Origin of the sequence: Marinagarivorans cellulosilyticus (genome assembly GCF_021655555.1) — a bacterium.
GTDB lineage: Bacteria > Pseudomonadota > Gammaproteobacteria > Pseudomonadales > Cellvibrionaceae > Marinagarivorans > Marinagarivorans cellulosilyticus.
On the sequence record NZ_AP023086.1, the window covers coordinates 4,603,805 to 4,624,735 of the forward strand.

Sequence of the window (20,931 nt, forward strand, 5' to 3'; positions counted from 1 at the left end):
CCGAGTGAGCAATGTTTTTTATGGCTGAATAGTTACAAAATTGCTACTTTCACAGATGCCCTTTAATAAAGATATCTATCGACAATTAGCCTCATCTTTTTGATTGGTATTCAATTAATTGTTGTTCTAATATTTTCTTTGCTGCTAGCACTTCTTTGTAATGCCCAGCTATCACAGCCTTATTGCCGTCTTCACATGCGTTTTCAAGTTTTTGGCTGCACTTCGCCAAAGCAACGCCGCCCATATTACCCGCCACCCCTCGCAAAGTATGGCAGCATTCACGCGCTTTATCATAAGCTTGCTGGCTAATACATTTTTCTAAATCATCCATAATGCTTTTTTCATTATCAAGGTACAGGCCTATTAACCTCACTAACCGCTCGGGCTTATTACCTACACGCTTCAGCATAGCCTCGTAATCCCATGCCTTAAGTGCCACACTGTTTGAAGGCGTTATGTCTACTTTTTGCTCACTACTAGACGGTTTTACTGCGTTACGCCCCCAATGCTTCAGCATTTTAATCAGCAAGTCTTCGTTGATAGGCTTGCTCATATAATCGTCCATGCCGGCATTAATGCAGCGCTCCCTATCTTCTTTCATCGCGTTAGCCGTCATAGCAACAATAGGAATAGCCCTATAACGTTCGCCCGCCTGCCCACTGCGAATCGCTTGTGAGGCCGCAAATCCGTCGAGCACCGGCATTTGGCAATCCATTAAAATAATATTGAATTCCGTATTGTCTGCATTTAATAAATCAAGTGCTTCTTGCCCATGGTTAGCAATAATAAGGTTTGCCTGCGTATCGGCCAATAAAAGTGAAACAAGCTCTTGGTTTACAGGGTTATCCTCTACAAGCAATATATTTAAATTAGAAACATCAATTGCACCGTCGTTGCGGTCTATCTCCGAAGCCTCAAGCTGTTTATGCGTTAACGATGTAACAAAATCGTGTGTTAATAACGGGGTAGCACTAGCAAGCACAGGTCCATTTTCAAAAATAATAGCCAAAGCGTTATACAATACGGTACTCGGCGTAGGCTTAGAAAAGAATCCACTAAAGCCATAGCTAGCCATTTGCGCGGCATCGCCGGGGTTTCCCTGCGACGTCATCATAACAAGGGGAATATCCCTCCAGCGCTCATCCTTTTTTAAAGCCATGCCTAACATGGCGCCATTGGTATTTGGCATTTGAAAGTCAATAATGGCGGCATCAAATAATGCCTCATTAGTCGTATTATTTTCCGTACTTGAAGCTTGCTGTAAATAGTGAATAGCTTCTTCAGCACTAGAAGCGCACACAACCTGTATATCTTTAATTTTTAGCTGCTCAGCAAAAATAGATAAATTAACAGCGTTATCATCAACAATCAGCACACGCCGACCAGACAAATCAACCACAGGCATCAGCGGGGCTTGCATACAGCCTTTATTCAAAACAATCTCACAGCGAAAGCAACTTCCCGAGCCTAACGTACTGGTAACGCTGACACGCCCATTCATTAAATCACACAATTGCCGAACAATGCTCAGCCCAAGCCCAGTGCCACCATACTGCCGGGTGGTTGAAGTATCCGCTTGGGTGAAAGCAGAAAAAAGGTCAGATTTTTTATGGTCAGGTATACCAATGCCGCTATCTTCAACTTCAATAACAATGCGAACCTGGTCTGTTTCAGGCTGCTCCCCGGCTATAGGTTGCGAAACGACTCGAACAATCACCTCACCTTTTTCAGTAAACTTCAGCGCATTGCCCAGTAAATTAGTGACAATTTGCCGTACCCTTGTAGGGTCGCCAACAACTCGAGTGCAGTCAATTTTATGAGTATCTAATATCAACTCTAAGCCTTTTTCTTCGGCTTTAAACGCATAGGTGTCGGCTATTTCACTAAAAAGTGGCGTCAATTCAAAGTCAATATTTTCTAGGCTCAGCTTACCGGCATCAATTTTAGAAAAGTCCAAAATATCATTAATAATGGTCAATAAAGATTTTGCACTAGTATCCGCTATTTCTACCTTGCGAGCTTGCTCCGGTGTTAGTCTCGTGCGCCGCAAAAGCCCTAACATTCCTAGCACGCCGTTCATTGGTGTTCTTATTTCGTGGCTCATGCAGGCTAAAAAATCACTTTTCGCTTGATTTGCCGCTTCTGCGCGCTCGCTTTCATGCTCTAAGGCTAACTGCGTATTTTTTTGCTCGGTAATATCAGTAAAAATAGAGATGTAATGCTTAATGCTACCATCAATATTTTTAACCGGTACTACCGTTCCCGAAACCCAATAGACAGAACCTTCCCTATCTTTATTGCACATCACTCCCTGCCAAATTTGGCCATTTTCTATGCATTGATAAAGCTCATCAAAAAATTCTTTTGAGTGATTACCCGATATTAATACCCAATGGTTTTCCCCCACTATGTCTTCAAGAGCATAACCGCTAATATCAGCGAGCTTTTGATTGCCATAGGTAATAGTCCCATCAAGATCGGTAATCGCTACTATGGCATGATGCGCAAGAGCGATGCGCTGTTCCTCCAGCTCGAACATGGCTTGCTCTAGCGTTTTGTTATGGTTTTTCAGCTGTGTTTCATAATTACGACGCGCATCGAGCATTGTGTGTAAAGCGCTTGCCAAATCCGCTATCTCGTCATCTGAATCTACCTGAAAGCTTTGCTCAAGGTTACCCTTCGCAGCAAGTTTTGCTGCCTCCGACAAACGGCGAATCGGCGTTGTAATTTTTCGTGTAATAGAGAAGGTAAATATTGCTATACCTGCAACGCTTAGCAACAATATCACTACTAAGCTATTGCGAAGCCAATAAACAGCGCTAAAAGCTAATCTTTCGTCGATCTCACTTACCAGTACCCAACTAACATTCAGCGCTTGAACGGTATTTTGAATACCAACCACATCATAGCCAAACGGACCACGATAAACGCTAGCATCTACGGCATCATCTTTGCTCTCAGTACTATTTTCATTAATAACCTGTAATTTAATTTTCTTATTCAGCACCATATCTTGTAAGGAGGCATACTCGACCTTGGATTTTTGGTTTTTATTTTTTCCTGCTTTTGCTCTTGGGTTGGAAAGATTGGGCACGGCAGAGCGCAACAAGCCGTCCGTACCGACTAAATAATGTTGTTTGCCGCCATTAGATAACACATCAAGAATTCGATCTATGCGCACTTGCACAGCAAAAACCCCAGCCCTATTACCCCGCTCGTCCACAATAGCTGCAGTAAAAAAGCTCGATATAAGATGGTTAGATGGCGCATAGCGCTCGAGATCAGAATACAGCGTCTCCCCACTTTGTAAGGTGCGATCAACTGCTTTTGCAAAACGCGTATTGGCGTATGGGCCTGTACGCAAATTGGTTCCTAAATCGCTTTCATGCGCTAGGGAGTACAAAATATTCGCGTGCTTATCAATCAAAAAAATGTCGTAAATATAATCATAATTCGCTAAGAATTGATGAATGTTGGTCGCGTGTTCAAACGTCACCTGTTGCCACGAAAAGCTCTGGGTATAGTCATTCAAGGCTTTTTGTGAAGCCTTAAAATCTAAACTCAAATTTTGCAGTAATTGAGCCACCTCATAGCTTTGCGCTAATGACTCAATATCTTTATCACGATAAAAAAACCAGTTTTCAATAAACGCCTTATTATTTGACGCCGTAGTTTCTAGCTCTGATCGTATCGCCGCTTGCAAACTCGACTTAACATTAATATAACCCAACAAGGACACCAGTAAAACCGGCGGTATTGCAACCACCAAAAACCACTGCGTTAGCTTATTACGCAGTTTTTGCGGTACAAATCGCCGCTCCATTATTGCGACTCCACAGCACTTTCGCTCGGGCTATGCTCTACTGCGGAGCCGGCATCAGGTAAAAATCGCGCATCGGCAAAAACTTGCAAATCAACACTTTGCGCCAGCAAACCGCTTTCAAGCGCAGCGTCCATAATGCTGGCTAAGCCAGGCACATCAACCGCTAGATTTTGATAATTTATCACGCGTAAATTGGGGTCCAAACTAGCAACAATGGCTGCGCGCGTATGCTCTGGTATATGGCGCTGAATTTTAACTACCAAATCATCGAGCAGTGCCCCGCCCTCCGTGCGCGCCCGTTCTATATCGCGCCCAGCCTGTTTTATTGCAGCCATAACTTCTTGCACCGCCAAGTATTTAGTCGCTAAAGCTGCATCACTAGCAATCGCAATGCATTCAACATGGCCATACTGAGTGGGTAACACATCCTTGGAATACCACGCGACGCGACCAAAGCCTTGGGTCTCAACAATATCAGCCCATGGGAGCGATTGTTCAAAAGCAGCAGGGGTTGCCCTCTGGCCTTCAGATTTAATAAATAGGGGCGCTTTAGCAGGCGCAATGGGTAAAGATTCAACCTGAGCATGGCTGTTATGATCAAAGCCTAGCGAAACGCCATGTTTTTTCAAATAATGGTACAGCACCACATTGTGAGTCGAAAATTTATGCGGCACTCCTACTCTTACTCGCTCGCGAGTGCGCGTAAAATACTGCGCCATGGCTTTGGCAATTTGCGCGTCGGGTTTGCGCGACGCGCGCTCAAGAGGCAAGTGGACTTGCTTTGCCAGCACCTCATTAATGGCTAGGGCGTTGCCGTCGCGATGCATTAGCCCCACCCAACGAAATGAAGGTTGCTCGCGGTACATATCTAGCGCCAAAGGCGCCATTGTATATGCCATATCTGCGCGCCCCTCTTTAAAATAAGCGCGCAGCAAATCCCAGCTTGGCATGCGAGTCAGGGTAAAGTTAGCGTGCTTAAAGCTAGCAGCGTAATTCTCGTAAGCAATGATCGCCGCATAGTGATCTGCTAACGGAATATAAGCCGCTTCGATATCCTGCTTACCCACTTCGTCGGCTTGCGTGTGATGGTTTTTACTGGCATTCAGTTCCTGAACCACAGCAGCCTGTGCCGCAACGCACACGACGAAAAACCCCACATACAGCCTCCAGCCGCTTAATCCAAGGGACATATCCTCTCCTTTGATAGAGGCCTGCCATTTATTAATACGTGCGGTCTGCAATAGCCGCCAAGGCGCCGTTATATCGCCACATAGCGCCCGCCCGCTTACAACTCAATTAACAAGTGCTCTTTAAACAGTCTAGCCATCAGCCCAGTATTTGCGCAGCCATGGTGCATATTTAGAGCTTATATTCGCAGGCCGTCTAACGGTAAACAGCATTAATGCCAAGCGCTATAAGCTGGCTCTAGCAATAGGGCATCTCTAAAAATGCACTTTTTCCGCGATAGCGGCTTACAGGTTTTCGCTCCTGCAAAACCTGTATTCGGTCCATCCATGCACATTAGCTCCGTCCTCGAGTCCTCATTTACACCACGTAAACTGCGGCTCTCCGGGCGGTGCTTCCTTGCTCTCACACAAAAATTACTATTTTTAGAGGTGCCCAATAGCGAATAGCATTAATAACGCCGGGAGTACGCTCCCTTTGAGTACGAATTAAAGCACGACAGATAGATTTGACAGACTTTGGCGGAAGGTATATCTTATGTATATACATTGCATATGCATTGTATGGCATTTACTTTTTGTAATGTTAGACTGCACCATCTCAATTTTGGACTTATCGGATATGGCCAGTACTACCGGCAAGAAACAAGCTAAAAAAGACAGCCAATTAATTATTCGGATAAATACGAAAGAGCGCGATGAATTTGTCGCCCTTTGCGAATCACTGGATACCAGTGCCGCACGGGAAATACGACGCTTCATTCGCACTTTTCAAAAAGAGCACGGCGGCAATTAAACTCCGCCATCTGTGCACTTTATAAATTGAAATGGTGAAACTTAACCCGCTTATTCTAAAAAGCACACAGGAGAAACCCTATGTCTAAGAAAGTTAAATCAATCAAAAAAGAAATCAAAGCCCGTAAAGCTAAAATCAGCAAGCAAGAAAGCAAACTGAAAAAGCTGAAGAAGTCTTTAAAGAAAGCCGCCTAGCGCTTTACCTATAGCGCGGAATATTCACGCTATAGCTACCCAGCGCCACCGTCTTGGTGGCGCTGGAGCTCGTCACCGCCCCTCCCCAAAGCTCCGCCAACAGCATTATTTCGCCACTTTAGCAGTGTATACTTACCCTTTTTCATTAATTAGGTAGTCAGCATGTTGGAATTGGGCCGCACCCACACCCTTGAAGTGGTAAAACAAGTCACCTTCGGCTTTTACTTAGATGGCAAAAACTTAGGGGAAGTATTACTCCCCAACCGCGTAGCTCCTAAAGACACCAAGCTTGGCAGCACGCTAGAAGCGTTCATTTACCTCGATTCAGAAGATCGGCCAATAGCTACTACCCGCAAACCGCACGCACAAACGGGGGAATTTGCTTATTTACGGGTCGTCGATACCAACACTTACGGCGCCTTTTTGGATTGGGGGCTAGACAAAGATCTGTTCGTCCCGTTTGCAGAACAGCATAAAAAAATGGAAGTTGGCCGCTCTTATCTTGTACGGCTTTATGTCGACCCTCGCGATGAACGCATTGTCGCTTCTTCTAAAATCGATAAATTTGTACGTGAAGACTCACCTGAAAACCTTACAAACGGGCAGGCTGTAGATTTAATCATCGCTAACTCCACTGAACTTGGCTTCAAAGCAATTATTAACCACAGCCATTGGGGCGTACTGTATAAAGCCGACGTTTTTGAACGCCTAAGCTTTGGCCAAAGTATTAAAGGGTTTATCCGGCAAATTCGCGACGACGGCAAAATAGACTTAACTTTAAATGGCGGTAGCCGCTCGCACGACAAAAACACTCAAAAAATACTGGCCTACCTTAAGAAAAACAACGGCTACGCTCCACTTCACGACAAAACCGAACCCGCGGTTATTTCTGCTGAGCTAGGCATGAGCAAAGGCGCTTTTAAAAAAGCCATCGGTAACTTATATAAAAAGAAAGAGTTATTACTTGAAGGTGATGGCATTAGGCTTACTGAATAACTGACAGAGAGCCTTAACGGCTACTCCGCTCATAGCAAGGTTATTGTTTATGCGTGGGAAGCAATGCCCCCAGGGCCCCCTAGTAATAATCAACCGCATTGTCTAAGATTTGCTCGTTTTTATAACCTTTAGCGAGAATTGAGTGACCTTAGACGAATGTACGGCTCATATTACTGATCCGAGACAAGATAAAAACAAGAAATACGCGTTATCGAGCCTCCTGCTGATCATATTTTCCTCAACCATCAGTGGATATGACACCCCAGAAGCTATGGTTGAATTTGCCAAGCTAAAGCATGAATGGCTCCAGCGTTTTGTCACTTTAGACTCAATACCTTGTGTTGAAACGCTACGTTTTTTCATTTGCTCAATAAATACAGAGGAGTTAATAAAAGGCTTCGAAGCATTCATTCAAGAGGCAGGTGAAGGGGATATTATTTCGATTGACGGCAAGACTATGAGAGGTACAAGGCATAGCGCTCTAGATACCATTCACATGGTAAGTGCTTGGTCAAAAAAACAAGGGGTAACGTTGACGGCGCTAAAAACTAAAGACAAATCAAATGAAATACAAACGATTCCTTTGGTGCTTGATCTAATCGATATTAACGGTGCCATTGTTACAACGGATGCAATGGGCTGCCAAGTAAAAATAGCCGATAAAATTCGCAGTGGGGGAGGCGATTATGTACTTCAACTAAAAGACAACCAAAAGGCGTTACGTGCTGAGATAGAAGCGTATTACCACAAATTAAGACGCGAAGACTTTGCCAACACAACCCATGATACCTATGAAGAAGTCGATAAAGGTCATGGTCGAATTGAGCAAAGAAAAACGCATCATGTAGAAATTAGCGGCTGGGTTAATTCAGCGAGAAAATGGTGTGATGCTAATTCACTGATTCGTGTCGAACGCAATACAATAAAAGGCGAAAAAGAGTCATCAGAAGTTTCTTGGTATTTAAGCTCTTTGGCGGTTGACGCGCAACGCGGCGCCGATGCAGTTCGAAGTCACTGGGGAGTTGAAAATAATTTACACTGGCAACTCGATGTTACCTTCAAAGAGGATGAATGTAGGCTCGCATCTGGAGCGGCGGCAATGGCTGTTATAAAAAGGTTTTGCATGAATTTGCTAAAGGTTAACGATACGAGTAAGCGCAGATTAAAACACCGAGTCATGGCCTCCGCTATTGATGATGACTATAGGGCAAAAATTCTACTGTCTGTCTAATTATTGCTAGGAGGCCCTGGCAATGCCCCTTTGGCGGCTAGCCGCTATTTTGTTAACAAGTGCTGAGTTGGCCTATACTTTAAAGCTTAAGCCACAAGCCAAAGAAACAAATCCATGCTGAATAACATTATTGATGTTTCCCACCGTAACTCTATCCACGACTTCTCGAAGGTTAAGCAAAGCGGTATTTTTGGCATTATTCACAAAGCAACCCAAGGCCACCACTACACAGACCCAACGTTTGCCAATAATACCTTAAGCGCTCAGAAGGCGGGTCTTTGCGTCGGCGCATATCACTTTGGCAACGGCGATGATGCCAGCACACAAGCTGACCACTTTCTTGCGGTGGCAGGTAACAACACATTATTAGCGCTGGATTTCGAGGCTTATGCCGATAACCCAATGAGCCTAGCGCAAGCAGAAACATCTGTCGCGAAAATACACAAGGCGACAGGCCGCTACCCCGGTCTTTATACCGGCAGTGCTTTTATACAAAGCACACCTGGGCTCCTCTAAAAATAGTAATTTTTTTGTGAGAGCAAGGAAGCACCGCCCGGAGAGCCGCAGTTTACGTGGTGTAAATGAGGACTCGAGGACGGAGCTGACGCCGCTATCGCGAAAAAAGTGCATTTTTAGAAATGCACACTTACTAAAGCAGGCATCAGCCAAGCCAAGCAAACCATCCTATCGCAATGCTGGTTGTGGCTTGCAGAGTATGCAGATACCCCCATACTGCCCAAAATCTGGCCCACCTGGACACTTTGGCAGTACACCGATGGCAACCACGGACCACAACCCCACACCGTCGATGGTATTGGGCCATGCGATCGAGAGCACTTTAATGGCAGCCAAGTACAACTAGAAGCTTTTTGGGCAATGCAAAGCGCATCACCCAAATAGCGCACCAAATGCTTAATATCTTTGGGCTTCTAACCTTCCTGAAATGACGTTTACCTTCTAACTTTACCCCTTTAATAATGTCTGGCTATATTGCAAGCTTGAGACTGGCGCATGCCCTTCGCTGTGCAATACTCATGGAATACGACCAACTAAAGGTAAACGCCGTGAGTGCCGACAGTAACAATGTTAAGTGCGAAACTGAAACGCATATTCTAGATGCGCAGCAGCACATGTCGCAGGTGTTGCGGACAACCTCTATCGAACAGATCGAACAATTTGTTGGCGGCGCAACCTCTAGCGCCGTAGATATCGACTACTACACACCAGGCCAAGTACTCGCAAACGAGCTGGTGCTATTGACAATTTCTGGGCCCGAGCTGCAACTGCTAGTCAAAATCCACTTTAATTACCAACAAATTCGCTCACGCTTTCGCAGCCGCGTAAGTCATGCTTCAGCGCCCTTAAGCCGGCAAGACGTCGACTTCATCAAAGAACTTGGCAATCAATTTTGCGGCGCCATTTGCCGAAAACTCGCAAGCCAAGACATTATGGCAGGCCTTAGCATTCCGCTAAGCACCCGCGGCTATTACGAGATTTATGCCGACTACACCCACAAAACCTCACCTTTTATTAAATTTGGCGAAGGCTGGGGGCTAGAGGGCGATTTTGGCACCTTATATTTCAGCTGCTATAGCGAACTTAGCAACCCACAGGTTATTCCAAAAATATTGGCGATTAACCCAACCGAAGACGCCCCCGCCCAAGACATAGACTTTTTCTAATATGACTAGTAGCAACGAACTTATTGCCTCGCAAAAAATGCTTGCTCTGTTAGAGCAAGCCAATAGCAATGTCGAGCAAATTTTGGACGGTTTCCCAAGTGTATTTGCCATCATTAATAACAAACATTTTGTTATTCGAGCCAATGCCGCTTTTTGCGATTTACTGCAATTATCAATGGATGAAATTTTGCATCAAAGCTTTGTAGAAATGTTCGATAGCGAAAACCAAAACGTCGTCGAGCATCATTTAGCTGCACTCAATAAAGAAGATAACAGCGATGCAAAAGAGGTAGAGTTTCGAGCAGATATTACGCCACCGCACAGCCAAAATACCCAACAATATTTATGGTCTATTGCACCGTTACAAACTTGCAGCCCAGCAGAGGGCCAACTGTATGTGCTCGTCGGTAAAGATTGCAGCAGCATCTACGCATCGGAAGCTAAACTCAGCGGAATATTTGAAAGCCTACCACTGGCCATATTAATGATTAATACCGATGGTTATATCGACGAAGTTTTATCGCGGTATTCAGAAGTACTACTGGAAAATAATGCACTAATAGGAAAGCGCTTGCACGAGGCCATAGATTTAGCAAGCGATAAAGATGCCGAAGACCTCGCAATGACTTTTAAACGCATGATTGGCTGCGCCGGTAAACCCATGAGCGATTTTGCAGCACTGGACCCTTACTATTTAAAATCCTTTGCCATAAAGCGCCGTAATACCTTTGACCAAAAGTGGATTAAAGCATCGTACCAAGCTATCCCTTCGAACAACGCGATTCAAAAATTTTTAGTCATCCTTCAAGATGATACCAACTCCGTTAAAATGGCAAACGAGCGCAAGCGCATAGACGACTTAGAGCGCCAAAGCCGAGAGCTTTACGAGTGCGCGGTACGCGACCCCCTTACTGGCCTGTATACACGCCTATACATGAATGATGGATTTAACACATTGCTTAACGGCTATAAATACGGCCACATTAGCGCAATAGAGCTGATTATTTTTGATATCGATAACTTCAAAAAAATTAACGATACATACGGCCATGCCGCCGGCGATAAAGCTATTTCATCGGTAGGACAAGTGATTTTAGAACACAGCAACGCCGGCGCCGTAGCAGTGCGTTACGGTGGTGATGAATTTTTAGTCATGCTGCCAGAAGAACATGGACAAAACAAAATAGGTTACAGCTTTGCCGATACAGTACGGCAAAAAGTGGAAAACATGGGGGCCAGCGCGCCTTCAGGCACCACAATGCAACTGACTCTTAGCGCCGGCGTAATTAGCTGCCGCAAAGATGAAAGCATTGAAGCGCTCATTGAGCGAGTAGATACCTTCCTTTACCAAGCAAAAGATGCAGGCAAAAATACAGTCATTGCTGAAACCCATTCATTCGAGACTAAGTAACTATGTATACGGTATTAGTAGTAGACGACTCTGAAACGATTCGATTACAATTAAGCACAGACTTAAAAGAAGCCGGCTACAATACCCTCGAAGCCAGCAACGGTGAAGAAGGCCTCGACATTGCCTTAAATTCCGCCGTAGATTTAATTATTACCGATTACAACATGCCGCAAATGGATGGCCTTTCAATGTGCCAAATGATCCAACAGCACAACCCAGACAAAAAGGCATCCATATTCATGCTAACCACCCAATCCCGCCCCGACTTAAAAGCACAAGCCAAAGAAGCCGGAGTCATGGCCTGGATACTAAAACCTTACGAGAAAGCAAGCCTAATTAGAGTTGTTGGAAAGGTGCTCAATTGATTGCCGATGCCTATTGGCTAGCCACTTTAATTTAAAGTCAATCGAGCTCTCATTACCTTAAACTCTCGTAAAATCGCCTCAAAAACAGAGCCATTCCAACCCATAGAGAGCAACTTGTGCCTCACTCCATCTCCAACTCAAATACTCATACTCTCAAGGCATTGCCTTACCGACGTGCATAGTGCGTCCGCCAAAAACAGCAAGCCACACATACCCTGTGGGATTGTGGCATTACTTGCAGTAAACTCATGCCTTAATGTACAAGGCTTACCTGCGTCATGAAAACTCCTCTTTTTTGGGCTACTCGCCCCGCCCACCAGAACGCATCGTGGCAGCAGCAGCTGACGGCGCTAGGGGAAACAGTGGCGCTGCCTCTGCTGGAGATAATCCCCGTCAGTAGCGACGAGGCGATGCAAGCGGTTAAGAGCTTAGTACTCGATTTAGATCAGTTCCAACATGTCCTTTTTGTTAGCCAAAATGCCGTTAAGCATGGCTTTGACTGGTTTGATCAATACTGGCCTCAGTTACCGGTGGGCATTCAATTTTATGCCGTTGGCAGTAAAACAGCCCAAGTCGTGCGCAGCCATCACGCCGACGTGATCGAATGCGGTGAAGCCATGAATAGCGAGGCGCTACTTGCGCTACCCAGCTTGCAGCAGGTAGCGCAAGAGAAAGTCTTAATCTGCCGTGGTCAGGGCGGCCGTCCAACCTTGGCCGAGGTACTGGAGCTGCGCGGGGCGAAAGTCAGCTATTGTGAACTTTACCAGCGCGCATTGCCTAATCAAGCCAAGGCACAATGCGCTGCATTACCATTGGACAGGCAGCATATTATTCCTCTCTTTAGTGGCGAGACACTACAGAACCTGATTTTAGCGCTACCCTCAAACATGAATAAAGATGACACCGCATTGATAGTGCCCGCACAAAGGGTTGCCGATATAGCACAACAAGCAGGCTTCAAGCACGTTACCGTGGCTGCCAACGCCAGCCAAGACGCCATGCTAGCGGCTACGCACCAATGCCTTACTCACTCACGTACACTATAAGGATTATCGATGAACGATAAGCCCAACAATAAACCCAGCGATGCAACCGACGAGAACACCGAGGCAAATACTCAACCCAGCGCCTCAGAAAACAACACGCCGGCACTCGACAGTAATGAAGACGAAACCCCAACAGACAACAAAACCGATAGCCCTACCAACGATGAACAAGCAGATGCCCTGAGCGAGCAAGACGATAACAAAGCCGAAACCGTTATTGTAACCGAGCCCGCGCCCGTTAACGAAACCATTGAAGTGGTAGAAGTTGAAGCGCCGCCCACGCCTACCGAAACGCCGCAGGCAACCGAAAAAAAAGCCACAAAAAAAGGTTTTTGGTTGCTTGGCTCACTCATTATTGTTGGTTGGGGCGCAACAGCCGCCGCTGGCTACTGGGGCTACCAGCAAGCACTGCAATACCAAAGTCAGAATATCGATATCCAAAGCGCCTTAACCACGCTCAAAAACGAATTAGACAACCAACTAACGCGCGGCGAAAAAGCGCAAGCGGGCCAACTGCAAACTTTTAAACAGAGTGTCGATGGTGAATTTAAAGCCATAAATCGCGAAGCCACAACACAGCGACAAAAACTACAGCTGCAATTAAAAGAGCACGAAGCGCGACTTAACGGCCAACAAGAGCGCCTAACAAGCCTTTCGACAACCTCCCGCGAAGACTGGCTGCTGGCCGAAGCGGAGTACTTGTTAAAACTCGCCAATCAGCGAGTTCTTATGGAGCGCACCCCAGCAAATGCCGTAGCACTATTGGCCAGGGCCGACGCCATTATGGAACGGGTAAGCGCCGGTTTAGGCGACCGCGAGTTATTTGCAATTCGTAAACTACTGGCCAGCGAAATAACAGCGTTGCGATTAATTGAACCTGTGGACACGCAAGGCATTTATTTAAAGCTCGGCTCACTCGCCAGCGCTATTGATCAGCTGCCCACCCTACCCGCCAAGGAAGAACGCTTTAGCAACAGCAAAGCCACAGAACCCATGCGCGAAACCACTTGGGCAGCCTTTAAGCGTGAAATGGATAATGTCTTTTCATTTTTGCGCAACTCATTCAGCATGCGCTCGGCAGACGAGCTAGCCAACCCTATTGTGTCGCAGCAACGTTTACAGTTAATGCAACTAAATACACGGCTGCTTTTAGAACAGGCGCAAATATCGCTGTTAAAAGAAGATACCGTAAGCTATCAAGAAAGCCTTAAAGCCGCCAGCGAGCTGGTTACTCAATATTATTTTGAATCGCCAAAGCGCGCCGCTTTTGCCGAAGAACTTATTAGCCTCGCACAAAAAGATATTGCCCCGACCTTACCCGACATCTCTCACTCATTAAAACTATTGCATAGCTATATTGCTACGCAACATCGGCTAAATGCACCTAATGCAGGCCAAAATAGCGACCTTACCAAAGGAGCACAGTAATGCGTAAGTTTTTACTGTGGGTATTTATTCCGTTTGTTGTGATCGGTGGCGCCGCCATGTTTTTGATCCCCATGATGCAGCGCGACCCAGGCTACGTGTTAATTGCCGTAGGCGGGCACATAATTGAAATGCGTTTTTGGATGGCAACATTAATTTTTATTCTACTTTTAACCAGCATTTGGTGGTCCAAAGCACTCATTAAAGGCACCTGGAAAGCGACCATTAAAACTTTCACTTGGTGGCCAGCTAAATCACAAAGCTTGCTATGGAAACGCCAAGAGCGCGCGATGGCTGCACTATGGGAAGGTAATATTCACGAAGCCCATCGCAACTTTGTAAAAATAGCCAAAACCAAAGGCCAAGAAAACGACACCTTAAGCCTAATTAATGCCGCTAATACCGCCGCCGATTTAAGCCACTTTAATGAAGCCGATCATTTCTTATCCCAAGCCGAACGCTTAGATGACAAAGCCCATGCCGTGACCTTAATAATGAGCCGCGCGCGCTATCATCAAAAACAAGGCCAAACCGATGCGGCTTTACGCTTAATTAATACCGCACTGAGCCAACACCCTCTTCACCATGGCTTATTAAATATGCTATTAAATTTGCACCGCGATCAGCAAGACTGGCAAGCACTGCACACCCTAATTCCCCGATTTAAAAAAGCTCGCATTTTATCGGCCGACGAACAAGCCGTATTAGAACGCGATATATACCAAGGGCTTATCGCAGCAACTACAAATACACAGGCGCTCGATTCGCTTTGGCAAGTAGTACCTAAAGCCAACAAACAAGACCGCATATTAGAATACCGCTATATTCAGCAGCTGCTGAACCTAGGAGACGACAAAACCGCTGAGCCCATTTTGCGCAAGTTACTCAAAAAACATTATGACGATGACTTGATTAATCTTTTTGCCCACACAAAAACAGACGACGCCGCTGTACAGCTACAGTATGCCGAGCGCTGGCTTGATCACAAAGGCAATAATCCAGCACTGCTACTCGCACTTGGCCGCATTGCCCTGCGGTGTGAGCTTTGGGGTAAAGCGCGAGAGTATTTTGAAAAAAGCTTAAAACTTAAACCCAGCCCAGAAGCCTATGCAGAACTCGCTCGGCTACTAGGGAACTTAGGCGAGCACCAAAACAGTAACGCCCTATTCCAGCAAGGTTTATTGCACAGTGCCGGCACATCGCTGCCAACTCCCAACGAGCCTTAAACTGGAAAACTCACGTATGCGTATTTTCAGCTACCAACCGCCGGAAGGGTTACCGCCGGTTATTTATCAAGACGACTACTACATCGCCATTAACAAGCCCAGCGGCTTACTCAGTAACCCTGGGCGCGCGCCACATACGCACGATTGCGCACTAACGCGCTTGCAAGCAGCGTTTAGCGAAATTTATTTGATCCATCGTTTAGACTGCGACACTTCAGGCGTACTCATTTTCGCTAAACAAAAAAAGGCCGAAGGCGCGCTAAAAAAGCAGTTACAAGAACGAAAGGTTAAAAAAACCTATAACGCATTAGTATGGGGAATACCCGAAAATAAAAAAGGGACTATTGATTTAGCGCTAGCTGCCAATCCCGATGATATTCCGCTACAAAAAGTCTGCACTCAAGGAAAGGAAGCCATAACGCACTACACCTTACTAGAAAGTAATAACGAGCAAAATATCGCGCTATTAGAACTTCGCCCACTAACAGGGCGTACCCATCAATTACGCGTTCACCTCGATGCAATCGGTCACCCCATTCTAGGAGACCCTTTCTACGGTCATAACGCAGCAAAATCGCAAAAAGATCGCTTATGCCTGCACGCTACAACACTGTGCTTTAACCACCCATTCACACACACGAAAATAACAATCGAGACTCCTACCGCGTTTTAATGCCAGCTAGAGTAGAATTGAGCTAACAACCTCGAGGCTTGATTAAAACAATCAGACACAAAAAAGCCTCACCAAAATATTCTGATGGGGCTTTTTTATATTGCAACTAACTTGAGGGAATCTCTAAAATCCACCTACATCTAGAAAGCTGAATATATTAGAGATGCCTTAGAGTTAGCTTTCGTAACGATTCTCTCGCAGCCACACTACGCCGTATAACATGCCGCAAGCAAGCAAAGTGCCCAGCCAAAACTGCATCGAAGTTAACACCACCCACAAGCTCCCCCAGCCCGAGGCCGCATGTGACGACAAGAAAACATTAAATGCGATGTAATCTAGAAACAAAGAAAACATGCCCGTAGAACCTAAGATGATTTTCTCTACAACAATAAGGCCCAACAAAGGCGCTACTGCGAGTAAGAAGGGTGTTTTTTTCGCATAAGCCGAGGCCAATAAAAGCCAAGCCACTAATGGTAAACGCCATAACGCTGCCGCCAAGAATGAGCCTATATGCTGCCAAGCAGTGCCTATTAAAGCTTGCTCCTGCCAAACAATGCTCAAAGCACCATCATAGCCGGACATTAACGCCAGCACAGTAGCAACAATTAAAAGTACCAAGCTAAAAGCAAGCGCGCACACCCAAGCTATCGCGGATAAAACACACGATGCCACAACCACTTTTGTGAGCACGTTTTGTGTTTCGCTTACAGGCATCGATTTCCAAAATAAAATACTGCCGTCGCGTCGATCTGCAGATAAAGCCCCCAATAAATACGAAATAGAAATCAAGAATAAAATGCCGGAAAAAGCAATATAGGAGATACTGTTAATAATGCCGGCACCTTCATTAATTTCTTTTTCAGGAAATGGCAAAGCACCGGCAGAATGGTGATTACTCGTGACTGAATCTGTTTCACCCAATACAATATCGCTGTACTCGAATTCGCGAATATCGCCTTCGTGCTCAGTTTCCATTTGAACTTGGTAGTGATAACTTTGGCCAAAATCTGCCGCACGCCCTAGCGCAATTGCCGCCAGAATGGATATGCACAGCACAACAAATATCACAGCAGGAACCTTCACAAAAGCGCCATTGTGCTCCCACATTTCACGTTTAACCGGAATAATATAACGTTCCATATTATGCTCCTACCTGCGTTGGATTAACTTTCGCCACAAACAAATCAGCGATCGTTGGCGTGCGAACCTGGCCAAACGGCGTCAACAACTCGCTTGCTATATTTTCAAACAACATACTTACCCCACCCAAACGCTGTTGCTCACTAATAGCGTGATACCCCGCCTTCTCTACGGCAGCTTTTTGCGCATTGCTAACACTTAACTCGGTAAAACGTTCAGCAACAGACTCCATCGGCAGATCCAGCACTAGCTCACCGCGATTAATAAACATTAAGTCGGTTAGTATATTTTCAATTTCCTCAACTTGATGTGTCGTGATCACAATTGTTTTTTGTTCGTCGAAGTAATCACTTAGCAAGGCGTTGTAAAATTGTTTACGGTAGACAATATCCAAGCCTAATGTTGGCTCATCTAACACCAGCAAACGACTATCAATAGCCATCACCAGCGCCAAGTGCAGTTGGGTAATCATACCTTTCGATAGAGCACTAACGCGGCTATTGGATTTAATATTTGTTTTGGCCAAGAAATGCTGCGCCTTTTCACGATTAAAACGCGGGTGTACGCCCGCAACATAATCTACAGCTTGGCTCACCTTTAACCAACGCGGCATAATGGCAGTATCAGCAATAAAACTTACCTGCTCTATTAACTGTGTGCGCTGCTTTGCGGGGTTAAAACCCAGCACACTTAGCTCTCCCTCAACCGAAGCCAAACCCAGCAAGCCCTTTAGCAGCGTTGTTTTACCCGCACCATTAGGGCCAATTAACCCTACAATGCGGCCTGATTCTATTGAAAAATTTATATTTTTTAGCGCCTGGTGATCGCCATACCGCTTATTAACATTATTGGCATTTACAACATATTCGTTATTGGTAATCACCTTACGCCTCCTGACTATCTTGCGATGAGTTATCAATTGGTAAATAACCCAACAATTCTTGCTTGGATATACCCAGCTGCTCTATACGCTGTATTAGCTTTGGTAATTCTACGGTTAAAAACTGTGTTTTTTCAGCGTGTAATATTTTTTCTTGCGCCCCAGGAACAACAAACATACCCAAACCTCTTCGTTTTTCTACTAGCCCTTCATCAACCAATGCTTGGTAAGCTTTAGATACCGTTAAATGGTTGATTTGGTAATCGGCTGAAACTGCGCGCACAGAAGGAATTGATTCCCCTTCCTGAAACGCCCCTTCTAAAATTAAGCCCACCATACGGTCGCGCAATTGGCGATAAATGGGCTGATCATCATTCCACTGATCTTGCATAGGCATACCTCAATATTAATGAGTAACAACACTTAGCTGCATGTAAAAATACAACCTTATTTAGGTGGCACATCACCTTGACGAACAACATCACTAACACCCGATATTTGTGAATAAACTTCTGGGTTACCGTAGTAATAAACCGCACCTGCGCCATTAAGATGTAAATCTAGTTTTTCTTTTACCCACAATTTAACATCACTTGCGCCCGAATTATGAACATCGGCCACATGGCTTTCCAACGCGTAAGCTTTATAGTCTGAAGCGCCATTAAATTTCAGTATTTGCTTTCGAACCCTACCCGCCACTGTAATATCTGATGCGCCGTTTCCTTTAACATCCAACTCCTTTGCAGTTAACTGGGCCACGTTAAATTCACAACCACCATTTAACTTAAAATGCACTTTATTTTTAACCGTAAGCTCGGCAAAGTTAATTGTGCTGCCACCATTCACTTTTAATTCGAAGTTATCTGCCGTTACTGCTGAGAGGACATCCACCGACATTCCACCCGACACTTCTAACCATTGCAGTTGCGTTAATGTCACGTCGTAGGCGATATTCGAGTTTTCAGAAAACCACCCCCAGCGATTATTTTTGCGAATGCGCAAAGTATTACCTTTTGCATCCACCTTGATTTTATCGAGCTGCGATTTTGCCGCTGTCATTTTCAGTTGCGGCGCTTCACCTATGCGCAACACTAAGGAGCCATCCCCTTCAATTTGCAACTGAGTAACATCACTGATGGCAACCGTACGCTCTATAACATCTTCTGCTAATGCCGTTTGCGTACAAATCACCATTACCCACGCTAACAACACTCCGATAACTACTGGCATAAATTTCATAGTCTTCCCCTTTGAGGTGTAAATAATTGTTTAAATAGCTACCGCTTCTGGCGTTGCCGTCAACCGGTGTTATATGCAACTATATCACCATAACTCAGATGCGCAACCAGCCGCCCCAAAAAACATGGCGCCCTTTTCAACACTAAGATTAAAAGTCTTTTATAACAGTAAGTTGCGAGCAATTATTGGCAGGAAAAATTGTGTATCAGCTGCACTAGCGTGCATATTGGGTGTTATAGCTTAGGTGTACAGGCAGGTTTATAGCCTCTGCGTGCACCCTACACAATCTTTCGCGGCGCACCTACGCTAGAACGGCTGATACTGAATCGCCGTAATCCACCACTCAGCTAGACCCGTGGGTGTACGCACGCTTATCTCGTCATCTACCGCTTTGCCGATAAGCGCTTTGGCCATTGGTGAGTCAACAGAGATACAAATAGAGTGCGCATCAATTTCGTCACTGCCGACGATACGGTAATGTGCGACTTCGCCCCGTTCGTTTTCCAGCGCAACATAGGCACCAAAATATACCTTACCTTCTTGCCGGGGGGAGTAATCCACTACGGTAATTACATCTAAGCGTTTCGCTAAATAGCGCACTCGCCGATCAATTTCGCGCAAGCGCCTTTTGCCATAAATGTAATCCGCATTTTCACTGCGGTCTCCTAATGCAGCCGCATCGTGCACTTGTTGAGTAACCGCGGGGCGCTCCACCTTCCATAGCTGCTTAAGCTCGGCATTTAACGCTTCATAACCGGCACGGGTAATATAAGCAGAGCGGCTCATTGCGCGCGATTAAATAAACGTAAAAAATTCGCGGTTGTCACTTCCGCGAGGGCGTCGTAACTAACCCCCTTTAAATCGGCAACATATTCAGCCACTTCACGCACATACGCAGGCATATTGGGCTTTCCGCGATAAGGGATAGGCGCTAAATAGGGCGAGTCTGTCTCGACTAACAAATAATTTAACGGTGTTTTGCGTACAACATCGCGTAGGCTTTCGGCATTTTTAAAGGTAACAATACCCGATATTGAGATATAAAAATTAAGATCCATCGCTCGCTTGGCCATGTCCCAATCTTCAGTAAAACAATGCATAACACCCGATGCCTCACGGCAGCCATGCTCTTCAATTAGCGCAAGCGTATCTTCTTTAGCGTTGCGGGTATGCACAATAACAGGTAATTTTTGCGCTTTGCCCGCGATTAAATGATTGGCAAAACTCTGCTTTTGCTGAGCCACAAAATCAGTACTGTGGAAATAATCTAAGCCCGACTCCCCCAGCGCCACTACCTTAGGTGCTGAAGACCACTCGGTTAAAGTGGCGTCGCTAACCACTTGCTCACCCACATCACACGGGTGAATACCTACCGAGGCAAAAACATTATCGCGTTTAGCGGCAATATCCAGCACGGCCTTGCGGTTTTCGTCGCTAATACACACACACAAAAAACGACTCACCCCCCGAGCTTGCGCTTGGTCCAATGCCACCTCAACACTTTTGTCGCTTTTAGAAAGATCTAGCCGGTCTAAATGGCAGTGTGAATCGGTAAGCATGGAGCACCTCAAGTTGGTAATGGAATCTAAAAACATAAAAAAGGCCGCAAGCGGCCTTTCG

20 protein-coding genes are annotated in these 20,931 nt (G+C 45.5%); 12 read left to right on the forward strand and 8 right to left on the reverse strand.

Going from position 1 to position 20,931, the window contains the following annotated elements:
* Positions 1-91: 91 nt before the first annotated feature.
* Positions 92-3,823 carry a response regulator gene (locus MARGE09_RS18800; RefSeq protein ID WP_236984678.1) on the reverse strand — a complete coding sequence of 1,244 codons (3,732 nt, stop codon included), beginning with the start codon at positions 3,821-3,823 and terminating at the stop codon, positions 92-94.
* Entirely contained in the window at positions 3,823-5,013 is a 1,191-nt protein-coding gene (locus MARGE09_RS18805; RefSeq protein ID WP_236984679.1) for an ABC transporter substrate-binding protein, read from the reverse strand. The genes MARGE09_RS18800 and MARGE09_RS18805 overlap by 1 nt, the downstream gene beginning before the upstream one ends.
* Positions 5,014-5,545: 532 nt before the next feature.
* Here MARGE09_RS18805 and MARGE09_RS18810 point away from each other — a divergent pair.
* The 12 genes from MARGE09_RS18810 to MARGE09_RS18865 all read left to right on the forward strand — a co-directional run bounded on the left by MARGE09_RS18810 (position 5,546) and on the right by MARGE09_RS18865 (position 16,052).
* A complete protein-coding gene (locus MARGE09_RS18810; protein ID WP_236984680.1) occupies positions 5,546-5,803 on the forward strand; it encodes a hypothetical protein in 258 nt (85 codons plus the stop codon).
* 356 nt (positions 5,804-6,159) lie between these two features.
* Positions 6,160-6,993 (forward strand): CvfB family protein, encoded by an 834-nt coding sequence (locus MARGE09_RS18815; protein WP_236984681.1) that lies wholly within the window; start codon positions 6,160-6,162, stop codon positions 6,991-6,993.
* Positions 6,994-7,135: 142 nt separating this feature from the next.
* Positions 7,136-8,224: an ISAs1 family transposase gene (locus MARGE09_RS18820; RefSeq protein ID WP_236984682.1), complete on the forward strand. Its 1,089-nt coding sequence runs from the start codon at positions 7,136-7,138 to the stop codon at positions 8,222-8,224.
* Between the two features lie 114 nt (positions 8,225-8,338).
* A complete protein-coding gene (locus MARGE09_RS18825) occupies positions 8,339-8,740 on the forward strand; it encodes a glycoside hydrolase family 25 protein (RefSeq protein WP_236984683.1) in 402 nt (133 codons plus the stop codon).
* Positions 8,741-8,923: 183 nt separating this feature from the next.
* Entirely contained in the window at positions 8,924-9,124 is a 201-nt protein-coding gene (locus MARGE09_RS18830) for a glycoside hydrolase family 25 domain-containing protein (protein WP_236984684.1), read from the forward strand.
* A 134-nt stretch (positions 9,125-9,258) separates the two neighbouring features.
* The gene (locus MARGE09_RS18835; RefSeq protein ID WP_236984685.1) at positions 9,259-9,906 is read left to right on the forward strand and encodes a hypothetical protein; all 648 of its coding nucleotides are present in this window, start codon (positions 9,259-9,261) and stop codon (positions 9,904-9,906) included.
* Between the two features lies 1 nt (position 9,907).
* Complete coding sequence (locus MARGE09_RS18840) at positions 9,908-11,317, forward strand: sensor domain-containing diguanylate cyclase (protein WP_236984686.1); 1,410 nt, start codon at positions 9,908-9,910, stop codon at positions 11,315-11,317.
* A 2-nt stretch (positions 11,318-11,319) separates the two neighbouring features.
* On the forward strand, positions 11,320-11,682 hold the full coding sequence (locus MARGE09_RS18845; protein ID WP_236984687.1) for a response regulator: 363 nt from the start codon (positions 11,320-11,322) through the stop codon (positions 11,680-11,682).
* Positions 11,683-11,960: 278 nt separating this feature from the next.
* On the forward strand, positions 11,961-12,728 hold the full coding sequence (locus MARGE09_RS18850) for a uroporphyrinogen-III synthase (RefSeq protein WP_236984688.1): 768 nt from the start codon (positions 11,961-11,963) through the stop codon (positions 12,726-12,728).
* A 9-nt stretch (positions 12,729-12,737) separates the two neighbouring features.
* Positions 12,738-14,156 (forward strand): uroporphyrinogen-III C-methyltransferase, encoded by a 1,419-nt coding sequence (locus tag MARGE09_RS18855; RefSeq protein WP_236984689.1) that lies wholly within the window; start codon positions 12,738-12,740, stop codon positions 14,154-14,156.
* The gene (locus MARGE09_RS18860; RefSeq protein WP_236984690.1) at positions 14,156-15,379 is read left to right on the forward strand and encodes a heme biosynthesis HemY N-terminal domain-containing protein; all 1,224 of its coding nucleotides are present in this window, start codon (positions 14,156-14,158) and stop codon (positions 15,377-15,379) included. Before MARGE09_RS18855 ends, MARGE09_RS18860 begins: the two co-directional genes overlap by 1 nt.
* Before the next feature lie 16 nt (positions 15,380-15,395).
* On the forward strand, positions 15,396-16,052 hold the full coding sequence (locus tag MARGE09_RS18865) for an RluA family pseudouridine synthase (RefSeq protein ID WP_236984691.1): 657 nt from the start codon (positions 15,396-15,398) through the stop codon (positions 16,050-16,052).
* Positions 16,053-16,226: 174 nt separating this feature from the next.
* Here the strand turns inward: MARGE09_RS18865 and MARGE09_RS18870 are convergent, their stop codons facing one another.
* The 6 genes from MARGE09_RS18870 to MARGE09_RS18895 all read right to left on the reverse strand — a co-directional run bounded on the left by MARGE09_RS18870 (position 16,227) and on the right by MARGE09_RS18895 (position 20,870).
* Positions 16,227-17,192 carry a hypothetical protein gene (locus MARGE09_RS18870; protein WP_236984692.1) on the reverse strand — a complete coding sequence of 322 codons (966 nt, stop codon included), beginning with the start codon at positions 17,190-17,192 and terminating at the stop codon, positions 16,227-16,229.
* Position 17,193: 1 nt separating this feature from the next.
* Positions 17,194-18,075: an ABC transporter ATP-binding protein gene (locus tag MARGE09_RS18875; protein ID WP_236984693.1), complete on the reverse strand. Its 882-nt coding sequence runs from the start codon at positions 18,073-18,075 to the stop codon at positions 17,194-17,196.
* A 1-nt stretch (position 18,076) separates the two neighbouring features.
* On the reverse strand, positions 18,077-18,463 hold the full coding sequence (locus MARGE09_RS18880; RefSeq protein WP_236984694.1) for a GntR family transcriptional regulator: 387 nt from the start codon (positions 18,461-18,463) through the stop codon (positions 18,077-18,079).
* A gap of 56 nt (positions 18,464-18,519) precedes the next feature.
* Positions 18,520-19,311, reverse strand: coding sequence for a head GIN domain-containing protein (locus tag MARGE09_RS18885; RefSeq protein ID WP_236984695.1), 792 nt, complete (start codon positions 19,309-19,311; stop codon positions 18,520-18,522).
* Between the two features lie 306 nt (positions 19,312-19,617).
* Positions 19,618-20,097: a transcription elongation factor GreB gene (gene greB, locus MARGE09_RS18890; protein ID WP_236984696.1), complete on the reverse strand. Its 480-nt coding sequence runs from the start codon at positions 20,095-20,097 to the stop codon at positions 19,618-19,620.
* Entirely contained in the window at positions 20,094-20,870 is a 777-nt protein-coding gene (locus MARGE09_RS18895; RefSeq protein ID WP_236984697.1) for a TatD family hydrolase, read from the reverse strand. Before MARGE09_RS18895 ends, greB begins: the two co-directional genes overlap by 4 nt.
* Between the last annotated feature and the right edge of the window lie 61 nt (positions 20,871-20,931).

Bases quoted from the DNA above. Each gene is read 5' to 3' on its own strand.
- MARGE09_RS18815 (WP_236984681.1), top strand. From the start codon at position 6,160: ATGTTGGAATTGGGCCGCACCCACACCCTTGAAGTGGTAAAACAAGTC.
- MARGE09_RS18840 (WP_236984686.1), top strand. From the start codon at position 9,908: ATGACTAGTAGCAACGAACTTATTGCCTCGCAAAAAATGCTTGCTCTG.
- MARGE09_RS18855 (WP_236984689.1), top strand. From the start codon at position 12,738: ATGAACGATAAGCCCAACAATAAACCCAGCGATGCAACCGACGAGAAC.
- MARGE09_RS18850 (WP_236984688.1), top strand. From the start codon at position 11,961: ATGAAAACTCCTCTTTTTTGGGCTACTCGCCCCGCCCACCAGAACGCA.
- MARGE09_RS18835 (WP_236984685.1), top strand. From the start codon at position 9,259: ATGGAATACGACCAACTAAAGGTAAACGCCGTGAGTGCCGACAGTAAC.
- MARGE09_RS18880 (WP_236984694.1), bottom strand. From the start codon at position 18,463: ATGCAAGATCAGTGGAATGATGATCAGCCCATTTATCGCCAATTGCGC.
- MARGE09_RS18885 (WP_236984695.1), bottom strand. From the start codon at position 19,311: ATGAAATTTATGCCAGTAGTTATCGGAGTGTTGTTAGCGTGGGTAATG.
- MARGE09_RS18895 (WP_236984697.1), bottom strand. From the start codon at position 20,870: ATGCTTACCGATTCACACTGCCATTTAGACCGGCTAGATCTTTCTAAA.
- MARGE09_RS18800 (WP_236984678.1), bottom strand. From the start codon at position 3,823: ATGGAGCGGCGATTTGTACCGCAAAAACTGCGTAATAAGCTAACGCAG.
- MARGE09_RS18860 (WP_236984690.1), top strand. From the start codon at position 14,156: ATGCGTAAGTTTTTACTGTGGGTATTTATTCCGTTTGTTGTGATCGGT.
- MARGE09_RS18870 (WP_236984692.1), bottom strand. From the start codon at position 17,192: ATGGAACGTTATATTATTCCGGTTAAACGTGAAATGTGGGAGCACAAT.
- MARGE09_RS18805 (WP_236984679.1), bottom strand. From the start codon at position 5,013: ATGTCCCTTGGATTAAGCGGCTGGAGGCTGTATGTGGGGTTTTTCGTC.
- MARGE09_RS18845 (WP_236984687.1), top strand. From the start codon at position 11,320: ATGTATACGGTATTAGTAGTAGACGACTCTGAAACGATTCGATTACAA.
- MARGE09_RS18810 (WP_236984680.1), top strand. From the start codon at position 5,546: ATGTATATACATTGCATATGCATTGTATGGCATTTACTTTTTGTAATG.
- MARGE09_RS18825 (WP_236984683.1), top strand. From the start codon at position 8,339: ATGCTGAATAACATTATTGATGTTTCCCACCGTAACTCTATCCACGAC.
- greB (WP_236984696.1), bottom strand. From the start codon at position 20,097: ATGAGCCGCTCTGCTTATATTACCCGTGCCGGTTATGAAGCGTTAAAT.
- MARGE09_RS18865 (WP_236984691.1), top strand. From the start codon at position 15,396: ATGCGTATTTTCAGCTACCAACCGCCGGAAGGGTTACCGCCGGTTATT.